This window comes from Pseudomonas sp. B35(2017), from assembly GCF_002113645.1.
Lineage (GTDB): Bacteria > Pseudomonadota > Gammaproteobacteria > Pseudomonadales > Pseudomonadaceae > Aquipseudomonas > Aquipseudomonas ekonensis.
In genome coordinates this window covers 134,196-151,307 of record NZ_NEIZ01000003.1, presented here as the reverse complement: position 1 = coordinate 151,307, position 17,112 = coordinate 134,196, and the positions used below count along the sequence as shown (strand labels likewise).

The following is a 17,112-nucleotide window of genomic DNA, read 5'->3' as shown; positions in this document are numbered from 1 at the left end:
GCTGGATTCACAGAACCGAACGGGCCGCTCAGGCGACGTCGTCGTACTGCAGGCGGAATTGGTTGAGCAGCGCGAACACGCGCAGGCCGTTGATGTAGTCCGGCGGGAACAGCACGTTCACGCGGCTCGGGTCCTGCACGTCGCGCTCGACGATCAGGTGCTCGGCGAACAGCTCGGCGTTCTCCACATGGCCTTCCAGTTCCAGCTTGGCGTACTGGGCGATCAGCTCGCCGCGAATGGTCGCCGGGGTGACGATCGGCTGGCCGGCGCCGAAGCGGGTGCCGTCGGAGGCCAGCTTGTGGCGGCCGTACTTGCTGGTGATCACGCTTTGCAGGCGACGCACGATGTACGCCGACTGGTGCATGGTCTCGCTGTCCAGATAGGAGTTGTCGGCCTGGCCGAACGCGTTCTTCTGGTAGGTGGTGATCGAGCGCTGGATGCGCACGTAGCCGCCTTCGTAGTAGGCGGTGGCGATGCCGTAGTTGAGCAGCGACTGACGCTCGGTCAGGGTGAAGCGTTCGCTGGCCGGCGCCGGATCCACGCCCGGCAGGCTGCCGCTCTGGGTCGGACGGCTGGCGTCGGCGGAGATGAACACCGAAGTGCGCGCGGCGAGCGCGGCGGCCTGCACCCAGACCGGCTGCGGAACGCCCGGCTCCAGGGCCTGGATGGTCATGTGCTGGTCGTTGCGGGCCTGACCGGCCGCCACCAGGGTGCCGACGGTGCCGCGCTTGGCGCTGTACACGTGGCCGAACAACTGCTTGGCCCAGGACCAGCGGCCGGTGCTGTCGTCCATCACCGCTTGCCAGGTGTTGAGGGTGGCCAGGTCCGACCACGGCAGGCAGATGAACTCGAACGGCTCGTCGCCCAGTGCGGCGACCGCCGCGACCTGGTCCGGCACGCCGGTGCCGCCGCCCATGACGGTGGTGACCGCGACGGTCAGGCCGGCCGGGGTCTCTTCGCCGTTGCTCTTGCCCAGGCGGTTGAACTGCAGGCTGATGTCGTTGCCGCTGGCGCCGGTCCACTTGGCGCTCAGGGTGATCACGCCGTCGGCGGCGGCCGCGCTCACCGGCAGGTCGGCCGTGGCGTTGATCTTCTGCACCAGGGCCGTGGCGGCCTGGGCGGCGGTGGCGCCGTTGACCACGGTGGCCTGCACACGCACGCCGCCGACGTACAGGTTGAGCTGGCCGGCCTGGGTGGCGGTGCCGGTCAGGGTCAGCACGCCCTTGGCGATGCTGCCGTCGGTGCTGTGCAGCGGCAGGCACCAGATCTCGCCGACCGGGTCGGTCTTGCGGAAAGTCTCGTACATCGAGGCCAGCATCGAGCCTTGGCCGCCGATGCTCTTGGCCAGCGCCACGCTGGACACCAGCACCAGCTTGCCGACGTCGGCCGGGGCGATGTTGTCGTTGACCTGGGCCACGATCAGGCGGCGCATGGCCGACGTCGCGCTATTGGCCGCCGAATTGTCCATTTCGGCATAGAACAGCGGTACACGAATGTCCGCGGGGATGTTGCTGAATCCGATCGCCATTATTTGGCTCCCTGTGGTTTAGCCGCTTTCGCGGTTTTGATGGTGATGTCGCCGTCGGCCAGGCGCCGGCGCCACCAGGCGCTGTCCGTCACTTCGCGGCCCTCCTGGGGCAGCAGGTCGCCCGCTTCCGGGTCAGGCACGGCACGGCCGGCGGCCGGCAGCACGGTGATGCGATTGCTCATGGGGTTACGTCTCCAGAGAAAGTCATTTCCAGGCGCCCGTCGGGCCCCGGGCGTTTGAGGTTGGGGTCGGCCGGGTCGATCGCATCGACCCGCACAGTGACCCCGGTGAAGGACGACAAGCCGTCCAGTTCGCGTTCGTGCCAACTCTCCGCAGGCTGACTCGCCAGATTGCGGCCGAGCTGGAACTCGGCAAAAAAGCGCAGCCGGTACAGGACGCGGCTGCCGTTGATCGAAACCAGTTCGCCGCCGTCGTAGGCGATGGCGCTGTAGTCGCCGCCGGGCTTGAAGCCCACCAGCGCGCGCCACAGTTCGGCGCGCAGTTCGTGCAGCCGGTCCAGCGCTTTTGCGGCGTCCGTGGCGTCCAGCACGAGGACGACGTCGAAGCGGTCGCGCACCGGTTGCCGTGCGGCGTTCTGCGCGGTGCTGGCGCCGGCCAGGTCGGCTTGCGGCGTGACCCAGGCCGACGGCAGCGGCAGGTTCGGATCGTTCAGGTCGCCCCCGGCCGCCACATGGTTGGCCAAGCCGGGGCATTGCTCACGCAGCTGCGTGAGGATCGGGGTGATCTTCATGGGTGCGTTCCAAAGTCGGGGGGATGAGGATCTGCAGGCTCGCGCCCACAGGGGGCATGCGAAGTCAGGCTTTGGCGTCGGCCTTGGGATCCAGGCCGCTTGCCTCGATGAGGCAGCGGTAGCTTTCCTCGCGCTTGCCGCTGGCGGTGACCTTGTCGATGGACCAGCGCCCGCGCATGAAATCCGGCCAGGTATCGTCAAGCACCAGCAGGCCCTCGGCGGACAGCCTCGGGTCGCCGGGGCAACTGACCTTCACCTTGTATTTCTCCCGCAGCATCTTGCGCACTTCGCCCTCGCCCACGGCTTTGGCCTCTTCCTCGCTGGGCAGGGTCTGGCGAAGGGTCTTGTACGGTGCAAGGCCGGTCTTGACCTCCCGCATCACGCAGGCGGCGGCATCCCAGAACGTGGTCTTGCAGCCTTGGTTCTGCGTGCGGGCGGTCTCTTCCAGGACGGCGCTGATGAACGCGTGGTCGCCGGGGCGGTTGTCGCTCGTCACCGACAGCCGGACGTCCGGCAACACCTTGCCGGACAAGGACTTGACCTGCCCCGGCCGCGCCAGCACATACAGTTCGTTCACCGGTTTGGCGATCACCTTGTACTTGCCGGCCAGCCGTGTGATGAAGCCCATGTCGGTCTCGTTCGACTGGTCGACGTGGGCGATCCGAATCATCGCCAACGCGGGATCGACCCGCGGCGAAAAGCCGTGCCGCGACACCAGCTCGCGAAACAGCGCGCCGAGGGTGGTGGGGCCGTGGCTGGCCGTGCGGCGCTGCTTGAAGCCGGTCTCGTCCTTGGCGCTGAACGGCGCCGCCGTGGCCACCAGCGTGAGGCGCAGCGGAAACAGGGTCGGCGTGAGGCGGGTGACCTTGAACTGGCCCTTGTCGACCAGGCCGGATTCCAGGTAGCCCACCCGCAGGCCGATGTTCCCGCCCAGGGTCGGCAACCCGGCGAGGCCTTCCAGGTCGAGCACCAGCGTCAGCTGGTCGGACTCAAGCCCGGCGGCATCGATGTGTTCCCAACTGATCAGGCGTTGGTTGAGCAGGGCCGCGTTGGCCCCGTAGATCTCGACCGACGGCGTGAATCCCAGTGCCATGCCGCCTCCTTAGTCCCAGGCCGTGACCGGTTTGATCGCGGCGGGTTTCGTGTCGAGTTCGGGCAGCGTCACCCAGACGTCCGCCGGCAGGACCGGGCCCTGCTCGGCCAGCGCCGGATTGAGCGCCCACAAGGCCTCTTCGGCCTGATCGTCGCTGCGGCCCGACTCGCGGTAGAGCAGCAGGTTGACCGAGTCGCCGGCCACGCTCCGTACCTTACGCATTGTTGAACTCCGCCAGTTCGAGGGTCCAGTCGACGACCATCGCCGTGCCGTCGTCGATGACCTGGCTCTGGTTCTCCTGGATGTTGTTGATCCGCCACAAGCCCCAGTTGCGACCGATGCCGTCGATCAACGGCAGCGGCGTGCGCAGGGCCTGCAACGCCCGCAGCTCATCGAGCCGCTCCATGGCCACGGCATACATCGATTTGCCGGTGACGGTCAGGGTTTGCGGTTTCTGCCCGGTCTGATGGGCCTTGGGTTTGCTGGTGAGGATCGGCAGTTCGCTCCAGCCGCCGTCGGACTTGCGCGCCAGCGTGCTGTAGGCGAAGCCGCGGGACAGGCCGAAGATGAAACTGCCCAGTGCCATTTGCTGTTTCATCCGGCGACTCCATCGGTCAGGGCCGCATCACGGCGGGTGGCGAGCGGGTTGTGGGTGAGCATCGGCAGGAACTGGCCATGGAACTGCCCGCTCAGTTGCTGCCCGATGATCGTGCGGATCTGCTCGGCCGTGTCCGGTGCCGGGCACGTGACCTGGATCGACGGCGAAAAGGTGACCTGCTGGGTCTGGCTCGGGGCGTTGACGAGGTTCTTGGCGACGTCTGCCGGCGGCGCGAGTTTGTCGACCGCCGGGGCGGCCAGTTTCTCTCCCAGCCAGGCACCTGCCGTTCCGCCGATGACGCCACCGATGGCCGTGCCGATGCCCGGCAGCAAGAACGATCCGATAGTGGCGCCGATGGCCGTCCCGGCCAATTGGCCGGCCGCCCCGCCCACCGCTTGATCATCGCCTTCACGCCAGCCTTTCAGGCCTTTATAGGCGGCGCCGGCAAGCATCAGCGGCGTCGCGGCCTTGCTGACGAAGGGCACCGCCCTGGCCATCAGCGGCATGACCTTGGCCCCGGCACTGCGCAACGCGGGCATGACGCGGGCGGCGGCGCCCCTGATCGACGGCATGACCTTGAGCGCCGCGCTGCGCAGACGGGCCAGCGGGCTTTGGCGCACGGCGCCTGCCCGGGGCTGGGCGGGCTTGGCGGGAGCCTTGGCCCCCTTGCCTTGGCCCGGTTTGCGGCCGGACCGTTTCTTTTTGCGCCCGCCGTCACCCTCATCGTCACCGGTGATCATGTCGCCGATGTCGGACGGCAAACGCGCCGCCGCCAGGCGCAGCAGCCTCGCGGAGACCGCATCGAGCACCGAGGACACGCCGGTCTTCAGCGCGCCGGCCACGAACGGCGTGGCGGCCACCCCCAGCAAAGTCAGCGCTGCCGTGACGAACGGGAACGTCTCGGCTGCTGCGCTCAGCCCGTTGACCAGCGCCGTGAGCCCTACGGCAATGCCATCGGTCACCGGCGCCAGCGCCGTGCCGACGGACGTGGACAGCCTGTTGAGGCTCGCGTCCAGTGCATTCCAGCGCCCCTGGGAGGTATTGCCGTAGGCCTCGGCGGTCGCGGCCGCCGATCCTGCGCCCTCGCCGCGTTTGGAGGTCGCGTACTGAGATTTGTCGGCCACCAGCCTGAAGGCTGTGCTGACATCCTCCGGCTTCTTCAGCAGTTCGAGCACCGCATCGTTGTTGCCGAACAGCGTCTTGGTCAGCGCAGCCTGTTTCTCTTCAGGCTGTTTCCTGAGTTCGTCAAGCACCAGCTTGATCGTCTGCGGCGCATCACTGCTCATGCTGCGGGCCAGCGACTCAGGGTTCAGGCCCATCTGCGCCCAGGCTTCGCGTTGCGCCGAGGACGCGGTTTCGCCCTTGCCCAAGGTCGCCGTGAAGCTCTTCAGCGCCGCCCCGGCGTCGGCCTTGCCGGCGCCGCTGTTGAGGAACGCGGCCGCCAATGCGGCCACTTGCTCGGGCGTCATGCCCGTCGCTTTCGCGCTCTCGCCGGCACTCTGAACGACAGCGCCGATGTCGGCGGCCTTGACGTTCAGGCCGCTGTTGCCCAGATGGCTGGTCGCGTCGGCCAGGTCCTGGCTCTGCAACCGGTCGAGCTTCAGCGTCGTGCGCCAGCCGGCCAGCATCTCGCCGGCCGCCTTGACGTCGATCTTGAACGCCGACGCGTTGAGGGCGGCATCGCTGGAGAACGTCTGCAACGCGTCCCGCTTCTGCTCGCCCTTCAAGCCATCGCTGATGCCGGACCTGAGGGCGGCCAGCTGCACCTGCAGCAAGTCCGCCCCCGTGGCGCCGCTGGGGGCGATCCGTTTGTCGCTGGCGGTTTCCAGGTTCTTTTCCGAGAGGGCCTGAAGCGATTCCTTGCTCAGGTGCAGCACCTGGTTCAGCTCGACCAGCGCCGTCTCGTTGGCCATGGCCGACTGAAGGCCTTTGGGCGGCGGACGCTGTTCGATCTCGGCCTTGAGCTTCGACTTCGGCTCAGGAGCCGCCGCCGGGGCTGCGGCCCCCGCCTTGAACAGCGATTGCTGGCTGACCAGCTGCTCGCGCAGCTTGATCTGCTCCTGGGTCAGCAAGCGGATGTCCACGCTCGCCAGGGCCAGCGTCAGGTTCAAGTCCTGCAGCGGCTTGCCCAAACCCTCGGGCATCACCAGTGCGCCTGCGCTGTTGCCGCCCTCACCGGCGTAGGTGAGCGCATATCTGTTTTCTGCCATGCCGCCCTACTCCTGTTTCACGCCAAGGCGAGTGATCGCTATGTCGTAGCGGCGCAACGCCTTTTCGGCGTCCCATTCCAGAATCTCCGCCTCACTTACCGGGTAAATGAGCGGCACGACATCGAGGATCACTTCGATGTCGCGCTCCGAAAGTAGGCCGCCGGCTGGTTTAAAAAATCGTCGATGCGCACCTGCAGCTGCGTCCAGTCCGGGACGCTCAGGTGGGCCAGATCGGGGATCATCAGGCCGGTGCAATGGGCGGTGATGAATTCGGCGCGTTCCTTGGCCGTCTTCAGTTTCTTCATCACTTTGGTGGCGCGCAGCGCGGGCATTTCCAGGCTCAGCGAGGTCACGGTGCGGCCGGTCACGGCGAGCGGCTGCAGCAGCTGCACTTCGTCCGGGTCGTCCGAACGCCTGGCGTCTTCGGCCTGGGCGAGAAAGTGCGACGCCGGTTGGGTGGACATCTCGTGCACGTACTGGGCGATGCTCACGTAGTCCGGGCGCTTGAGCTGGTCGAGTTCCTTGACCGACAGCCCGGTGGCCAGCAGCGCCAGCTCGAAGAACTGATCGTCCTCGTCGTCGCCGGCGCGCTCCAGCGCTTCTTTCTGCGCGGCGTAGAACAACGGCTTGAGCTGGATCTGCGCGATCTCGGCCCCGTCGTCGCCGGTGATCGGCGACAGCAGGTCATGCTGGGGTGGCATCCACGACATGAATGAATTCCTTGGTGATTCTTGAGAGGGGTGTTGCTTGATGCCCGCCAACCCGGCCCCGCTGCGGGAGCGGGCCTGCCTGCGATGGCGTCAGGCCTTATCGCCAGCAGGCTGGCTCCCACAGGGGATCGGTTGGCTGCGGGGATCGGCTTACGGCATCAGCACCGCGCGGCGTGCGTCGCCGAGGATGTCCACGCCGTTGAGCACGAACTTCTGGGTGCGCACGTCGATGTCGATCACCGGCACGCCGTTTTCCAGGCGGTTGTAGGTGCGGCAGGACAGCTCCAGGGTGGTCTTGGGCTTCTCGCCCATTTTCACGGTGCCTTCCTCAAGGGATTTCAGCTTGCCGCCGACGGTGTGGTAGGTGAACCAGGTGTTGCCGTCCTGGTCCTGGCCGGCCTCGCGCACGTTCAGCAGGATGTCGTCGCCCAGCTTCACGCCCAGGGCCAGCATGACTTCGGGGCCCGCGCCCTGGAGGATCAGCTTGGCGCCCAGGGCCTTGGCGCTCTTGGCCATTTCCTCGACGATGAAGCGGCCGCCCGTCATGTTTTCCATGTCGAACTCGATCTTCGGCGCCGTGAACTCTTCCACGGTCGCCGACAGCGGCAGGCCTTGCAGGGTGGCCGCGATGGCCTGGCGGTTGCGGTTGGTAAACATTAGAGAACGTCCTCCAGGAACTGCTCGATGATTTCATCGCGGGCGTTGAGTTGGTAAACCATGTGTTCGTTCGGCGCGTAGCGGCCGTAGTCGATGACCACGTACCAGGTGCCGTTCTTGTACTTCTCGACGCTGTTGAGTTCCGGGTGCAGGTACACGCTGCCGCCGGGGATGGTTTCGTCGGCGACCAGGGTCTGCAGCCAGTCGTTGATGCGCTTGACCTCCTGGTCCATGAAGGACTTGGTCAGGTTCTTGGCCATGGCCTTCTGGCCGGCCTTCACCAGCTTGCGGCTGATGGCGTCTTCCAGGCCCACGTAGCTGATGAACTTGCCGGTGATCGAGCGGTTGCCCAGCAGCGAGAAGCCGCCGAGGATGGTGCGGGCGTAGTAGCTCACGCCGTAGCGGTTGAGCAGGTCGCCTTCGGTGGAGGTGTCGAGGATGTTGTATTCCACGACGCGGGACACGTCCTCGGCGTAGGTCACCTGGTTGCCCGGGCTCTCCCACTGCTTGACCTTGGCCAGCGCGGCGATCGCCAGGCTCGATGGCGCGAGGAAGACGTTCTTCTTCGCCGCTTTCGAGTACACCGCCGGCATGTTGTGCACCACCAGGCAACGGTCGAAGCCCAGGTCCGCGCCGCCCAGTTCCTGGCTGTACAGCACTTGGTCCGCCACCGAGGCGTCCTTGCCGTCCAGCACCACACGGGCCTTGATGCGCTTGCCGAACGAGGCGAACTCGCCGGCCACCGCCTTGGTGCCGGTGAAGCCCGGCGCGCCGATGATGGTCAGGTCTTCCGGCACGCTGCCCAGCGCCGCCAGGCCCAGCTTGCGGCCGGTGGCCGGCTCGATGCCGCCGATGACGTTGTTGACGGTGTCGGCCGGGGTCGCGCCCGCCTCGACGATCACCACGTACACCGGCACCTTGACCACTTTGAGGATCTGGTAGACCGCGTGGTACAGGGTGCCCTCTTCGGCGCCGGTCGGGTCCAGCAACGCGTGGGTGGTGAAGCTGTTGATGCGAAACGGCGCATTGCGCGGAATCAGCGGATCGGCCTTCGGCGCGGTGCCGACCAGGCCGATGACGTTGTCGCCCAGGCCGCCCATGGCCTCGGGGGATTCGGTGGCATTGACGGTGATGCCGTTGTGCTCGAAGTTCAGGACTTCAGCCATGTTCAGTCAGCCTTCTTGGCAGCGGCCTTTTTGGCCTGGGTGGTTGGGGTCTTCAGCTCAAGCCGGCCGGCGGTGTGCAGCGCGCTGGCCTCGACGTCGAGCAGATCGAGCTCTTGGCCGACGCTCGACCAGTGACCGCCCCCGGTGGGGAACGGGACGAGCACGGTGTAGGTTTGGCGGGTTGCCATTTTTCGTTTCTCCATAAACGGGAAAGCCCCTGCGGGGAGGGGCTTGGCGGGTGTTGATTGCTTATTGGGGGAAGAAAAACGCCCCGGGGTGCGGGGCGTTCAACGGATCTGCAGCGCAATCCAGTCAGGTTGTCCAGGGCGAGCCTGTTCGTCGGGAAAGTGCTCCGACTGCGGCCAGTCGCGCAGGCGCTTCAGATAAGCCAGCAGCGTCTGGTACTGATCGACGGTCAATGTCGTCTGGCTGGACATTTCGAGTTCATCGCGATGACGCTCACGCAGCCATTTCACGCTGTCGATTTCGCCGTCGCGCCACATGCGCTCACGATTGGCTTGCGCTTCGGCATCCATCTCCGGCCGTTTGAGCACAGGGTTTCCGTCGGCATCCGCAACGATCGCCAGTGACTGTGACTGGCCGGCGAGCAGTTGCGAACGCAACTGCGCAGTGATCTTCACTGCGTCATCCGGCATGACACCGTGAACGGTGTCGTCGTAGAAACCGCCAGTGGAGGCGGCATAAAAAAGTGACATAACCTGTTCTCCTGATTACCAGCCAATCGAAATCCATGGACCATTCGGTTGGCCCGTGCTGCCGAGCGCGGAAACCGTGAAATTTGTCTTGTCACCGTACATGACACAAAGCGTGGAAGTGGCACCGGTAGACCCTATCGAGGAACTGTTGCCGATCAATGTCATGACAGAAACGTTCGGGAACGCAATCGGATAGGTCACTGTCATTTGGGCACCGGCGGCAATGGCACCGGTGGTTCCCCATTGGATGACCAGACCGCCCAGCCAGCTCGGCAGCATCAGATATCCATTGGAAGCCTTGAGCGCCGAGAATCCCCACCGCAGTTTCTTCGGCGTGACGATCGTTTGATCGTCGCTGCCGGCGTCTGTCTGGGCCTGAGTGGCGGTCTTCGCCGTGCCCTGATTGAGCTCGGTGGCTTGCTGCGCCAGAACGGCCAACGCGGAGACATCGATGTTTCCCTGGTTGAGCGGCGCGTTCCAGGCCTTGATGCACCACATGACGGCGAGGTTTCGCGGACGTGTGACGCCCAATGCGCCAGCGCTAACGGGGGTCGCGCCTGCGGTGAAGATTGCGTTGCTGACGATATAGCTAGGTGCCGTGTAGGCATCCAGGCCGTGAAACTCGGCAAGACCTGTATCCGATGCGACGTTATGCCAAAGACCGGAAACGGCCGGATTGGCATTGCTGTAGTCGTAAGTCTGTAAGCTTCCTTTTTGCCAGCTTCCTACCGCTCGCCCCGAATCCACGCCCCGCCCATGATCCCAACCGCGCAGGAATTCGCCGCGCGAATCCGGCAGGCGGAAGTTGCCGGCGCCTTCGTCACCCTTGTTGTAGGCGGTGCTCAGGTAGCTCGCCAGATCCGGGTAGGTCGCGATGCTCTGCACGCTGCCGTTGAGCTCCAGGAACCCTGGAGGAACGATGCCGGTCGGGAACGCCATGACGGCGCCGACCGGCACGGCGGAACCGAGCCGTTGGACTTCCTTGACCAGTGCGGCAACATCGATGTTTCCCTGGTTGACCGGCGCATTCCAGGCCTTGATGCACCACATGACGGCGATGTTGCGCGGACGTGACTCCGCACCACCGGTCGCTTTGGTCTGGACACTGCTCTGTGTGCCGTATTTCTGAACAAAGTTTCGTAACACTGTTCCGGCCGCAAACGTATCGGTAATGAGCTCATATTCGGTCGCATGAACGTGGGCCTTTATCTCATCGGCTTGCCAGCCGCCGAGTGCACGGCCCGAATCCACTCCTCGTCCGTGATCCCATCCCCGCAGGAACTCGCCACGCGCTTCCGGCAAGCGGAAATTGCCCGCGCCCTCGTCGCCCTTGTTGAACTTGCCGCCCAGATAGGCGCTCAGGTCGGGGTAAGTCGCGCTGCTCTTGACGCTGTTGTCCAGCTCCAGAAAGCCTGGCGGTGGGGTATCAACAGGGAAGGCAACAATCGAGCCCACCGGCAACGCCGAGGCCTTGGCGATCAGTGCTTCGACTTCGGCCTTGGTGTAGGAATCCTTGATGCCGAACCCGGCCAGAGTGTCCGGGTTCGAACCCGCCGTGGCCCGACCGTATTCGTCAACGGTCAGGCTCTTGTAGCTGCCGGCGGCAACGCCCGTGCGCCCGGCCAGCATCTTGAAGGTCAGCGCGGTCGTCCCCAGGGTGATCGGCGCATTGGTGGTCAGGTGCCACAGCGAATCGCCGTTGACGGTGCCCTCCTCGACCATCACGGTCAGGCCCGGCGTGACCTTGGCGCTGACATTGGCATCGTTGGCCCGCGTCCAGTCGCCGTTGGCCACGACCCACAGGCCGTTGTCCTTGGCCAGGGTCTGGTTCGCCAGCAGCACGCGGTCGCCGGCGACCGCCGCCACACCGTCGATCTGCTGCGCGCCGTTCGGCACCACATTGCCGGTCGCGGCCACGCGCACCGATTGCTTGCCGTCGAGCTTGCCGAGCTCTTCGGCCAGGTAGCTCATGACCCAGGCGCGGGTGGCCTTGACCACCGTGTCGTCGATCAGCAGCGTCACCAGCGACGCGTTGCTGGTCTCGAAGATCGAGCGGATGTAGAACTCTTTGCCCGAACCGGACGAGGCCAGCACCGGCTTGAACGACTCCGGATACTTGACGATGGCGTAGAGGATGCCGGTGTCGGTCCACAGCCCCGCCTCACGCACGTACCAGCCGCCGACGTCCGGCGGGATGGTGACTTCGGCGAGCAGCCAGCTCGGGTTCTTCTCGTCCTGGAACAGCGCGTTGAGCGGCCCGCGCCAGACTTCGCGCTTGAGCGCGGTGGCGGTGGCCGCCGGGTTGTAGACCGTGCCGCCGCCGTCGCCGACGGAAACCTGCGTCAGCTTGATCGGCACGCCCGCCGCCTTGCAGGCGGTCTCGTAGGCAATCCCTGCGTTGGTGAGCAGGGTGTAATAGTCAGCCATTCAGGCCCCCTGAGGATAAATAGTGAATGTTTCGACGGCGTACAGGCCGGCCGCCTTGAAGGCTTGGCCCGTCGCTTCGAGCCCTTCGATGAACACCGGATAGACCGTGGTCAGTTCGCCGCAGAACGTCGCGGCGCCGACCGAATGGCTGCCGAAGGCGCTCAAGCCCACCGACACCGACAGCACATCCCGTTCGCTCTTGGCGTCAGCCAGGCGCCGGTCGAGCCGGGCGTCGATCTCTTCGCTGTAGGGCTGCTCGGAAAACGCCCGCACCGAAAAGCTGTAGGGCGTGCCGGGCGGGGTCTGCTCGTACCAGGCGCGCACCTCGGGACGCAGTTGCAGGCCCTTGGCGGCGTTTTCCAACGCCGTGCGGGTGCCGGCCCGGCGCGCGGTGGGCCAGGCCAGTTCGACGGTCAAGCGCTTCTCCGTCTCCGGCGCGTCGGTGCTCCATTCGGCGACCCCACGATCCGCCGCCAGATACGGCAGAAACGCCACCGGCGTCTGCTTGGGATCCATCAGCTCGGGAAACGGCGGCGCGATGCGGTCGAGCAAAGCGCCGAAGCCAATGTCCAGCGCGCGCTCAAGCGGTGAGCTGTTGGCCGGCAGCAGCGTCGGGCGCTGCGTTTGATCGCTCATAGCGTCTGCACCTCGACCTCGACCGCGGTGCAGTACGGTGCCTGGAACGCGGTGGTGACGATGGGCGCCAGCGGTTCGAGGATCTGCAGCTGCACGGCGCCGGCGCTGTGCAGCGTGTAGTCGATCCAGCTCGGGTCGACCCGCCCTTCCAGGCGGTGGCAACTGTCGGCGTAGGCTTGCAGGTGCTGCTCGGCGGCGACCTGGGTCAGGCCCGAATCGGGGCCTGAGTTGATCTTGGCCACCACGCGGATCTTGTAGCGCTGGATGTCGGCGCCGCGCACGGTGACCTTGTCGGTCTCCGGGCAGACGTCAGGCCGGGCGAAATGTTTGCGCACGCCGTCGAGCAACGCGGCGGACGGCGTGCCGTCGCCCTCCCGCGCCAGCACGGTGACCTGCACTTCGCCGGGCGCGGTGCGCCGGCCGTTGCCGTCCTTGACCTGGGCGGCGAGGCCGTCCGGGTCGAAGGTGTAGGTGACGTTCACCACGCCGGCGTCGGTGGATGCCACCTTCACCGTCGGCCGTTCGCCGAGGGTGAAGACCTCGCGGCGGTACTGCATCCGCGACCCCGCCGCCGGCGCATGGGGCGCCAGGTAGTAGCGCAGGCGGGCGTCGTCGTCGCTTTCGTACACCGGCGGCACCGGCGGGAAAGCGGCCGGATCGCCCGGATCGAGCAACTGCCGCTCCAGGCCCATGTCGGCCAGCCGCGCGTCCAGGTTGCTGCCGGTGGCCCACCACGCCAGCATCTGCTTGATGCGGGCGTTGTACTTGCGCTCGTGGGTCTGCAGGCGCACGCAGAACGCTTCGAGGGCCAGGGTCAAAAGTTCGCTTTCGTTCTCCAGGCTGGCCTTGAGCTTCTCGGCGCTTTGCGGGGCGCGGGTGCCGACGTAGTCGACGACGAAGGCCTTGAACTCGGCGAGCAAGTCCTCGAACGCGTCGATGGCGATCAGCGCAGGTTCAGCCAACTGGTTCTGGCCGGGGATCAGCATGCTCATGTCACGACCTCGAAAGTCTGTTGGCGGTTTTTCCAGGTGCCGGCGAAACGAAGCAGCAGCCCGGCGCCCTGGCGTGTGGCGACGATCACCTGCGGCTGGAAGTCGCCGATGCCGTTCTGCGGGTTGTAGAACGCCTGGGCCGCATGGCTCTGGGCCAGGAGCAGGACGTCGTCGCCCAGGTTGCGGCCCAGCAAGGTGGGGATCAGCGAGCCGTACAAGGGCCGTTTCTGCCGGGTGCCCAGCGGCGTGGTCAGGGCCCGGGTCGCGCGCTGCACGAACTGCAGCCAGTCGTCGACCGTGGCCCCGGTGTCTCTATCGATTCCGATCATGGAAGGCTCTCGGGTCAGGGGCTGATGACGCGGCCCTGGTGATCCACCAGCGGGCCGCTGAAGTGCACGCCGGCCGCATCGATCGTCAGGCCGGCGCCGCCCAGTTGCAGGTTGATCGCCTGCGCCGTCATCGCCAGGCGCGCCGGGCCGATGCTCAGCTCCAGCGATTCGCGGGAGCCTTTGAACGCGGCCGGGCCGTTCTGCCAATGCAGGGTGTGGGTGGCGTCGTCATAGCCGCTTTCGCTGCCGTCCCCGTGTACCCGACGGGTCAGCGTCGGCACCGTGGAGGCCGGCGGAAACCGGTCGCTGTTCAAGCCGAACAGCGCCACGCTCTGCGCGCCGCTTTCGCCGCTGCCGTAGTTCAGCAGCAGGCACTGCTCGCCCGGCGTGGGGATCCGCGACTCGCTCTGCGCCCCGGCGCTCGGGTTGAAAAACTTGATGGACGGCGTCAGCAATCCGCCGTGGCTGACCCGGCAGGTATTGCCGGCGGCATCCACGTCCTGGCACACGCCGATGCGGCAGAAACTCTCGGCGCGGCGGTGCAGGTCTTCGACTTCCGCTTCCATCTCGGCCAGCCGCTCGATGATCGGCCCCAGTTGCATGCGTATCAGCGCATCGAACACGGCTCAGGCCTCCAGCGAGGTGTATTGGTCGGGGTCGTCGATGTCGCTGACTTCCCAGGTGCGGGCGAATTTCGGGGTGCCGAGCGGGTCGTCGAGCAAGGTCGGGCCGAGGTAGAGCGTCTGGATGAACGAGAGCGTCCAGGCCTTGTGGGACTGCCCGTCCCGCACCAGCAGCGACGGCACGCCGTCGAGGTTCAACGGCCGGTCGCATTGGTCGCCGGGCAAGCCCCAGCGGTTGTCGGTGGCCAGGTTCTTCAGTGCGGCGATCAAGTCGCAAGCGGCAAACGCACTGGCGGCAAGCGCCGGGACGACCTGCAGCGACAGCGTCAGCACATGGGCGATGCGCCCGTCGGCCGCCCGCTCGCCCGGGCCGTTGCGTTCGATGTCGATCAGCACCCAGGCCTTGTCGCCCGGGGCGGTGAATTCAGGGTGGGCGCCGACCTGCACATCGAGGCCGGCGGCGTTGCGCAAGGTTGTCGCCATCGCCGTGAACAGCTGCGAAGGCTGCTGGATCGGTGCAGGCATGCATGACCTCCTTTTCGAATGTCCACACGAAACCCCGCCGCCGGACGGCAGCGAGGACAGGATGTGAAGGGGTTATTGCGGATCGTGCGGCGGCGGTTCGCTCAAGCCCATGCGCTTGGCGGCCCAGCGCTCGTAGAGGCCGATGGCGACGTCCGCGCCGGCCATGGCCGTCAGGCAGCCGAAGGCGCCGGCGGCCCAGATCGACAGGCCGGCGGCGTACAGCAGCATGATCGCGGAGACCCCGCAGATCATGCAGGCGCCGGAGCGCAAGGCCAGCCGGCGCAGCAGCGCCCAGCCCCGGGCGCCTTCCTTGTCGGCGCGCCACATCTCGCCGGACACCCCGCCGACGACGGCCAGGAGGATGACCAGCCAGATCGGCATGTCCGCCAACGCTTGTTGCTCGTTCGTCATGTCACGCCTCCAGGGTGCGTTGATGGATGGGGGGGAAACCGCCGGTGCCGGGCACCGCCTCGGGTGGATGCGCCGATCCGGGATTACAGGCGTTCAACGATGACGTTGTCGATGAAGGCATAGTTGGCGTACGGATTCTGCTCGTTGAAAAAGGCCAGCGTCGTTTGCGCGGTGGTGGCGGTGAAGTCGTAGGTGACGGTGCTCCATTCGACCGCGACGCCTTTGGCGATCGGCGTGTCGAAGCTGACGGTCTGCCCGGCCACCTTGACCTGCACGACGCCGCTGCCGGAACGGCTGGCGAAGCGAGAGTTGCCGGCGCTGAAGGTCAGGCGGTACTTGGCGCCGGGGGTGGTGGCGAAGTTCTGCTGAATGCCGCCGCCGTTGCCGTAGACATAGTTGGCGAGGTCAACGATCACCACGCCGTCCGCCGCAGCGGAACCGCCGATGGAGGCCGGCATGTTGAAGTACTCGGCACCGGACAGGAACGTGGTCCAGCCGATGATGAAGTTGGCCTTGGCCGGGGTGTCCAGGATGCAGCTGCCGCTGCAGCCCGGCTGTTCGAAGCTGCCGTTGACCAGCAGGTTGGCCGCCTTCACATTGCCTGCGGCGCCCAACAGCGCGGCGGTGGCGAGAAGCGGTGCGATGTATTTTTTCAGAACGTTCATGTGTTCACCTGTCGAGTGGAATGAGGGGGTTGAGCTGCCTGGGCAGCCTTCATGTCGCTCACGGGCGATGGCTCGGGGCTCGCGGCCCTCACATGATTCAGCGTCCCGCATCGGGAACATTTGATCTGGAGCTCGGCACACTGGCCCACGCGGGCAAGCAGCCTGTTGCAGTGTCCGCATCTGCAGTCTTTCAACATCTGCAACGGGCCTTCTTCATGGGCTGGATCCTTCCTTTTCGCCGGTGCGGCGCAACGCCTTACGGCAGTTGCGGCCAAGCGATGGTCACCGGGAAACCCGGCTGCTTGTTGACCTGGCCGAACGCGACGCAGTATTCCTTGAAGGCCGTCAGGTAGGCCTGTTCGGCCGAGGTGGCTACGCCCAGGTCGACCTTGAACTGCAAGCCCGACGAGGCGACGCTGGCCATGACGTTGTCGAGCCGGCGGACTTTCTCGTTGCGCATTTGCTCGCCCAGCACCGATTGCGGCCACGGGAACCCCGAATTGAAGGTCCAGACCCCGTCGGTGTTGACGGCGTTGTAGCCGTAATCGACCTGCGAGTTCACGGTGCCGGTGATGTCGACCCAGAGCTGGCTGGCCGGAAACTCTTCGGTGATCGGGTTGACGGTTTCAAAAATGTTGTCGACCTTGCCGTCTACCACACGGGCATACTTTTTCAGGCTCATTGTTCACTTCCTTGATGGATTGCCGACATGTCGGCGTTCGTGTTTCTGTTTGCACAAGGCAGGCATTCCAAAAAGCCCGGCGCCAGGCCGGGCTTTTCAGCAATGCACTCCTTTGCCTTCCTTTCATTCCCTAAAACCGAAAGGAAGCTGACTTTTCGGCGCTGCTGGCGCGGTACGAGTCCGTTCAAATTGTTCCTCCGGCCGCGGTCCCTGCCCGCCGGATAACTGCTCTTGGTGCTTTACGCTGCACACCCGGGTCAGTTGCCAACCCTCTGAACCGTTGAGGCCGGTTCATCGCTGCCTGTTCTTGTGGAACTAAAGAGCGGTCTTGCCAGCCGCTTTGTCGAGCGGCTTGGTGGCAAGAATATGCACTCATGCATATGCAGTCAATGC

General features: G+C 65.8%; 23 protein-coding genes. All 23 read right to left on the bottom strand.

Annotated elements, in window-relative coordinates; all coding sequences use genetic code 11:
- Positions 1 to 28: 28 nt before the first annotated feature.
- On the bottom strand, positions 29 to 1,528 hold the full coding sequence (locus CAG41_RS07245) for a phage tail sheath subtilisin-like domain-containing protein (RefSeq protein ID WP_085581480.1): 1,500 nt from the start codon (positions 1,526 to 1,528) through the stop codon (positions 29 to 31).
- Positions 1,528 to 1,710 (bottom strand): DUF2635 domain-containing protein, encoded by a 183-nt coding sequence (locus tag CAG41_RS07240; protein ID WP_085581478.1) that lies wholly within the window; start codon positions 1,708 to 1,710, stop codon positions 1,528 to 1,530. Before CAG41_RS07240 ends, CAG41_RS07245 begins: the two co-directional genes overlap by 1 nt.
- On the bottom strand, positions 1,707 to 2,279 hold the full coding sequence (locus CAG41_RS07235) for a hypothetical protein (protein ID WP_085632096.1): 573 nt from the start codon (positions 2,277 to 2,279) through the stop codon (positions 1,707 to 1,709). The genes CAG41_RS07240 and CAG41_RS07235 overlap by 4 nt, the downstream gene beginning before the upstream one ends.
- Before the next feature lie 64 nt (positions 2,280 to 2,343).
- Positions 2,344 to 3,372 (bottom strand): phage tail protein, encoded by a 1,029-nt coding sequence (locus CAG41_RS07230; RefSeq protein WP_085637385.1) that lies wholly within the window; start codon positions 3,370 to 3,372, stop codon positions 2,344 to 2,346.
- 9 nt (positions 3,373 to 3,381) lie between these two features.
- On the bottom strand, positions 3,382 to 3,594 hold the full coding sequence (locus tag CAG41_RS07225; RefSeq protein WP_085706812.1) for a tail protein X: 213 nt from the start codon (positions 3,592 to 3,594) through the stop codon (positions 3,382 to 3,384).
- On the bottom strand, positions 3,587 to 3,970 hold the full coding sequence (locus CAG41_RS07220) for a phage tail protein (RefSeq protein ID WP_085706811.1): 384 nt from the start codon (positions 3,968 to 3,970) through the stop codon (positions 3,587 to 3,589). Before CAG41_RS07220 ends, CAG41_RS07225 begins: the two co-directional genes overlap by 8 nt.
- Positions 3,967 to 6,180, bottom strand: a complete 2,214-nt coding sequence (locus CAG41_RS07215) for a phage tail tape measure protein (RefSeq protein ID WP_085706810.1) — start codon at positions 6,178 to 6,180, stop codon at positions 3,967 to 3,969. Before CAG41_RS07215 ends, CAG41_RS07220 begins: the two co-directional genes overlap by 4 nt.
- Before the next feature lie 128 nt (positions 6,181 to 6,308).
- Positions 6,309 to 6,890: a phage tail assembly protein gene (locus CAG41_RS07210; RefSeq protein ID WP_085632088.1), complete on the bottom strand. Its 582-nt coding sequence runs from the start codon at positions 6,888 to 6,890 to the stop codon at positions 6,309 to 6,311.
- Between the two features lie 150 nt (positions 6,891 to 7,040).
- Positions 7,041 to 7,547, bottom strand: coding sequence for a phage major tail tube protein (locus tag CAG41_RS07205; protein WP_085581463.1), 507 nt, complete (start codon positions 7,545 to 7,547; stop codon positions 7,041 to 7,043).
- Positions 7,547 to 8,713, bottom strand: a complete 1,167-nt coding sequence (locus tag CAG41_RS07200; RefSeq protein WP_085581461.1) for a phage tail protein — start codon at positions 8,711 to 8,713, stop codon at positions 7,547 to 7,549. Before CAG41_RS07200 ends, CAG41_RS07205 begins: the two co-directional genes overlap by 1 nt.
- 2 nt (positions 8,714 to 8,715) lie before the next feature.
- On the bottom strand, positions 8,716 to 8,901 hold the full coding sequence (locus CAG41_RS07195) for a hypothetical protein (RefSeq protein WP_085581459.1): 186 nt from the start codon (positions 8,899 to 8,901) through the stop codon (positions 8,716 to 8,718).
- A 99-nt stretch (positions 8,902 to 9,000) separates the two neighbouring features.
- The gene (locus CAG41_RS07190) at positions 9,001 to 9,429 is read right to left on the bottom strand and encodes a phage tail assembly chaperone (protein WP_085581456.1); all 429 of its coding nucleotides are present in this window, start codon (positions 9,427 to 9,429) and stop codon (positions 9,001 to 9,003) included.
- A 15-nt stretch (positions 9,430 to 9,444) separates the two neighbouring features.
- A complete protein-coding gene (locus CAG41_RS07185; RefSeq protein WP_085637391.1) occupies positions 9,445 to 11,856 on the bottom strand; it encodes a phage tail protein in 2,412 nt (803 codons plus the stop codon).
- The gene (locus tag CAG41_RS07180; protein WP_085632083.1) at positions 11,857 to 12,492 is read right to left on the bottom strand and encodes a phage tail protein I; all 636 of its coding nucleotides are present in this window, start codon (positions 12,490 to 12,492) and stop codon (positions 11,857 to 11,859) included. It abuts the gene before it with no gap.
- Positions 12,489 to 13,484: a baseplate J/gp47 family protein gene (locus tag CAG41_RS07175; protein ID WP_085581450.1), complete on the bottom strand. Its 996-nt coding sequence runs from the start codon at positions 13,482 to 13,484 to the stop codon at positions 12,489 to 12,491. Before CAG41_RS07175 ends, CAG41_RS07180 begins: the two co-directional genes overlap by 4 nt.
- Complete coding sequence (locus CAG41_RS07170; RefSeq protein ID WP_085581448.1) at positions 13,481 to 13,813, bottom strand: phage baseplate protein; 333 nt, start codon at positions 13,811 to 13,813, stop codon at positions 13,481 to 13,483. Before CAG41_RS07170 ends, CAG41_RS07175 begins: the two co-directional genes overlap by 4 nt.
- Positions 13,814 to 13,827: 14 nt before the next feature.
- Positions 13,828 to 14,436 carry a phage baseplate assembly protein V gene (locus CAG41_RS07165; protein WP_085581446.1) on the bottom strand — a complete coding sequence of 203 codons (609 nt, stop codon included), beginning with the start codon at positions 14,434 to 14,436 and terminating at the stop codon, positions 13,828 to 13,830.
- Positions 14,437 to 14,439: 3 nt separating this feature from the next.
- On the bottom strand, positions 14,440 to 14,961 hold the full coding sequence (locus CAG41_RS07160; RefSeq protein ID WP_085581444.1) for a hypothetical protein: 522 nt from the start codon (positions 14,959 to 14,961) through the stop codon (positions 14,440 to 14,442).
- Positions 14,962 to 15,033: 72 nt separating this feature from the next.
- A complete protein-coding gene (locus CAG41_RS07155; protein WP_085581442.1) occupies positions 15,034 to 15,372 on the bottom strand; it encodes a phage holin family protein in 339 nt (112 codons plus the stop codon).
- 83 nt (positions 15,373 to 15,455) lie between these two features.
- Positions 15,456 to 16,037: a DUF642 domain-containing protein gene (locus tag CAG41_RS07150; RefSeq protein WP_085632073.1), complete on the bottom strand. Its 582-nt coding sequence runs from the start codon at positions 16,035 to 16,037 to the stop codon at positions 15,456 to 15,458.
- Positions 16,034 to 16,234: a Com family DNA-binding transcriptional regulator gene (locus CAG41_RS07145; protein WP_085581438.1), complete on the bottom strand. Its 201-nt coding sequence runs from the start codon at positions 16,232 to 16,234 to the stop codon at positions 16,034 to 16,036. Before CAG41_RS07145 ends, CAG41_RS07150 begins: the two co-directional genes overlap by 4 nt.
- A gap of 59 nt (positions 16,235 to 16,293) precedes the next feature.
- The gene (locus tag CAG41_RS07140; protein WP_256575481.1) at positions 16,294 to 16,719 is read right to left on the bottom strand and encodes a tail fiber assembly protein; all 426 of its coding nucleotides are present in this window, start codon (positions 16,717 to 16,719) and stop codon (positions 16,294 to 16,296) included.
- On the bottom strand, positions 16,716 to 16,907 hold the full coding sequence (locus CAG41_RS28195; RefSeq protein WP_139831343.1) for a hypothetical protein: 192 nt from the start codon (positions 16,905 to 16,907) through the stop codon (positions 16,716 to 16,718). Before CAG41_RS28195 ends, CAG41_RS07140 begins: the two co-directional genes overlap by 4 nt.
- Positions 16,908 to 17,112 lie beyond the last annotated feature (205 nt).

Coding starts and splice junctions, on each gene's coding strand:
- CAG41_RS07150 (WP_085632073.1), bottom strand. CDS start 16,037: ATGAACGTTCTGAAAAAATACATCGCACCGCTTCTCGCCACCGCCGCG.
- CAG41_RS07155 (WP_085581442.1), bottom strand. CDS start 15,372: ATGACGAACGAGCAACAAGCGTTGGCGGACATGCCGATCTGGCTGGTC.
- CAG41_RS07230 (WP_085637385.1), bottom strand. CDS start 3,372: ATGGCACTGGGATTCACGCCGTCGGTCGAGATCTACGGGGCCAACGCG.
- CAG41_RS07205 (WP_085581463.1), bottom strand. CDS start 7,547: ATGTTTACCAACCGCAACCGCCAGGCCATCGCGGCCACCCTGCAAGGC.
- CAG41_RS07180 (WP_085632083.1), bottom strand. CDS start 12,492: ATGAGCGATCAAACGCAGCGCCCGACGCTGCTGCCGGCCAACAGCTCA.
- CAG41_RS07210 (WP_085632088.1), bottom strand. CDS start 6,890: ATGTCGTGGATGCCACCCCAGCATGACCTGCTGTCGCCGATCACCGGC.
- CAG41_RS07140 (WP_256575481.1), bottom strand. CDS start 16,719: ATGAGCCTGAAAAAGTATGCCCGTGTGGTAGACGGCAAGGTCGACAAC.
- CAG41_RS07215 (WP_085706810.1), bottom strand. CDS start 6,180: ATGGCAGAAAACAGATATGCGCTCACCTACGCCGGTGAGGGCGGCAAC.
- CAG41_RS07170 (WP_085581448.1), bottom strand. CDS start 13,813: ATGATCGGAATCGATAGAGACACCGGGGCCACGGTCGACGACTGGCTG.
- CAG41_RS07160 (WP_085581444.1), bottom strand. CDS start 14,961: ATGCCTGCACCGATCCAGCAGCCTTCGCAGCTGTTCACGGCGATGGCG.
- CAG41_RS07190 (WP_085581456.1), bottom strand. CDS start 9,429: ATGTCACTTTTTTATGCCGCCTCCACTGGCGGTTTCTACGACGACACC.
- CAG41_RS07145 (WP_085581438.1), bottom strand. CDS start 16,234: ATGTTGAAAGACTGCAGATGCGGACACTGCAACAGGCTGCTTGCCCGC.
- CAG41_RS07235 (WP_085632096.1), bottom strand. CDS start 2,279: ATGAAGATCACCCCGATCCTCACGCAGCTGCGTGAGCAATGCCCCGGC.
- CAG41_RS07220 (WP_085706811.1), bottom strand. CDS start 3,970: ATGAAACAGCAAATGGCACTGGGCAGTTTCATCTTCGGCCTGTCCCGC.
- CAG41_RS07225 (WP_085706812.1), bottom strand. CDS start 3,594: ATGCGTAAGGTACGGAGCGTGGCCGGCGACTCGGTCAACCTGCTGCTC.
- CAG41_RS07245 (WP_085581480.1), bottom strand. CDS start 1,528: ATGGCGATCGGATTCAGCAACATCCCCGCGGACATTCGTGTACCGCTG.
- CAG41_RS07240 (WP_085581478.1), bottom strand. CDS start 1,710: ATGAGCAATCGCATCACCGTGCTGCCGGCCGCCGGCCGTGCCGTGCCT.
- CAG41_RS07175 (WP_085581450.1), bottom strand. CDS start 13,484: ATGAGCATGCTGATCCCCGGCCAGAACCAGTTGGCTGAACCTGCGCTG.
- CAG41_RS07185 (WP_085637391.1), bottom strand. CDS start 11,856: ATGGCTGACTATTACACCCTGCTCACCAACGCAGGGATTGCCTACGAG.
- CAG41_RS07200 (WP_085581461.1), bottom strand. CDS start 8,713: ATGGCTGAAGTCCTGAACTTCGAGCACAACGGCATCACCGTCAATGCC.
- CAG41_RS07195 (WP_085581459.1), bottom strand. CDS start 8,901: ATGGCAACCCGCCAAACCTACACCGTGCTCGTCCCGTTCCCCACCGGG.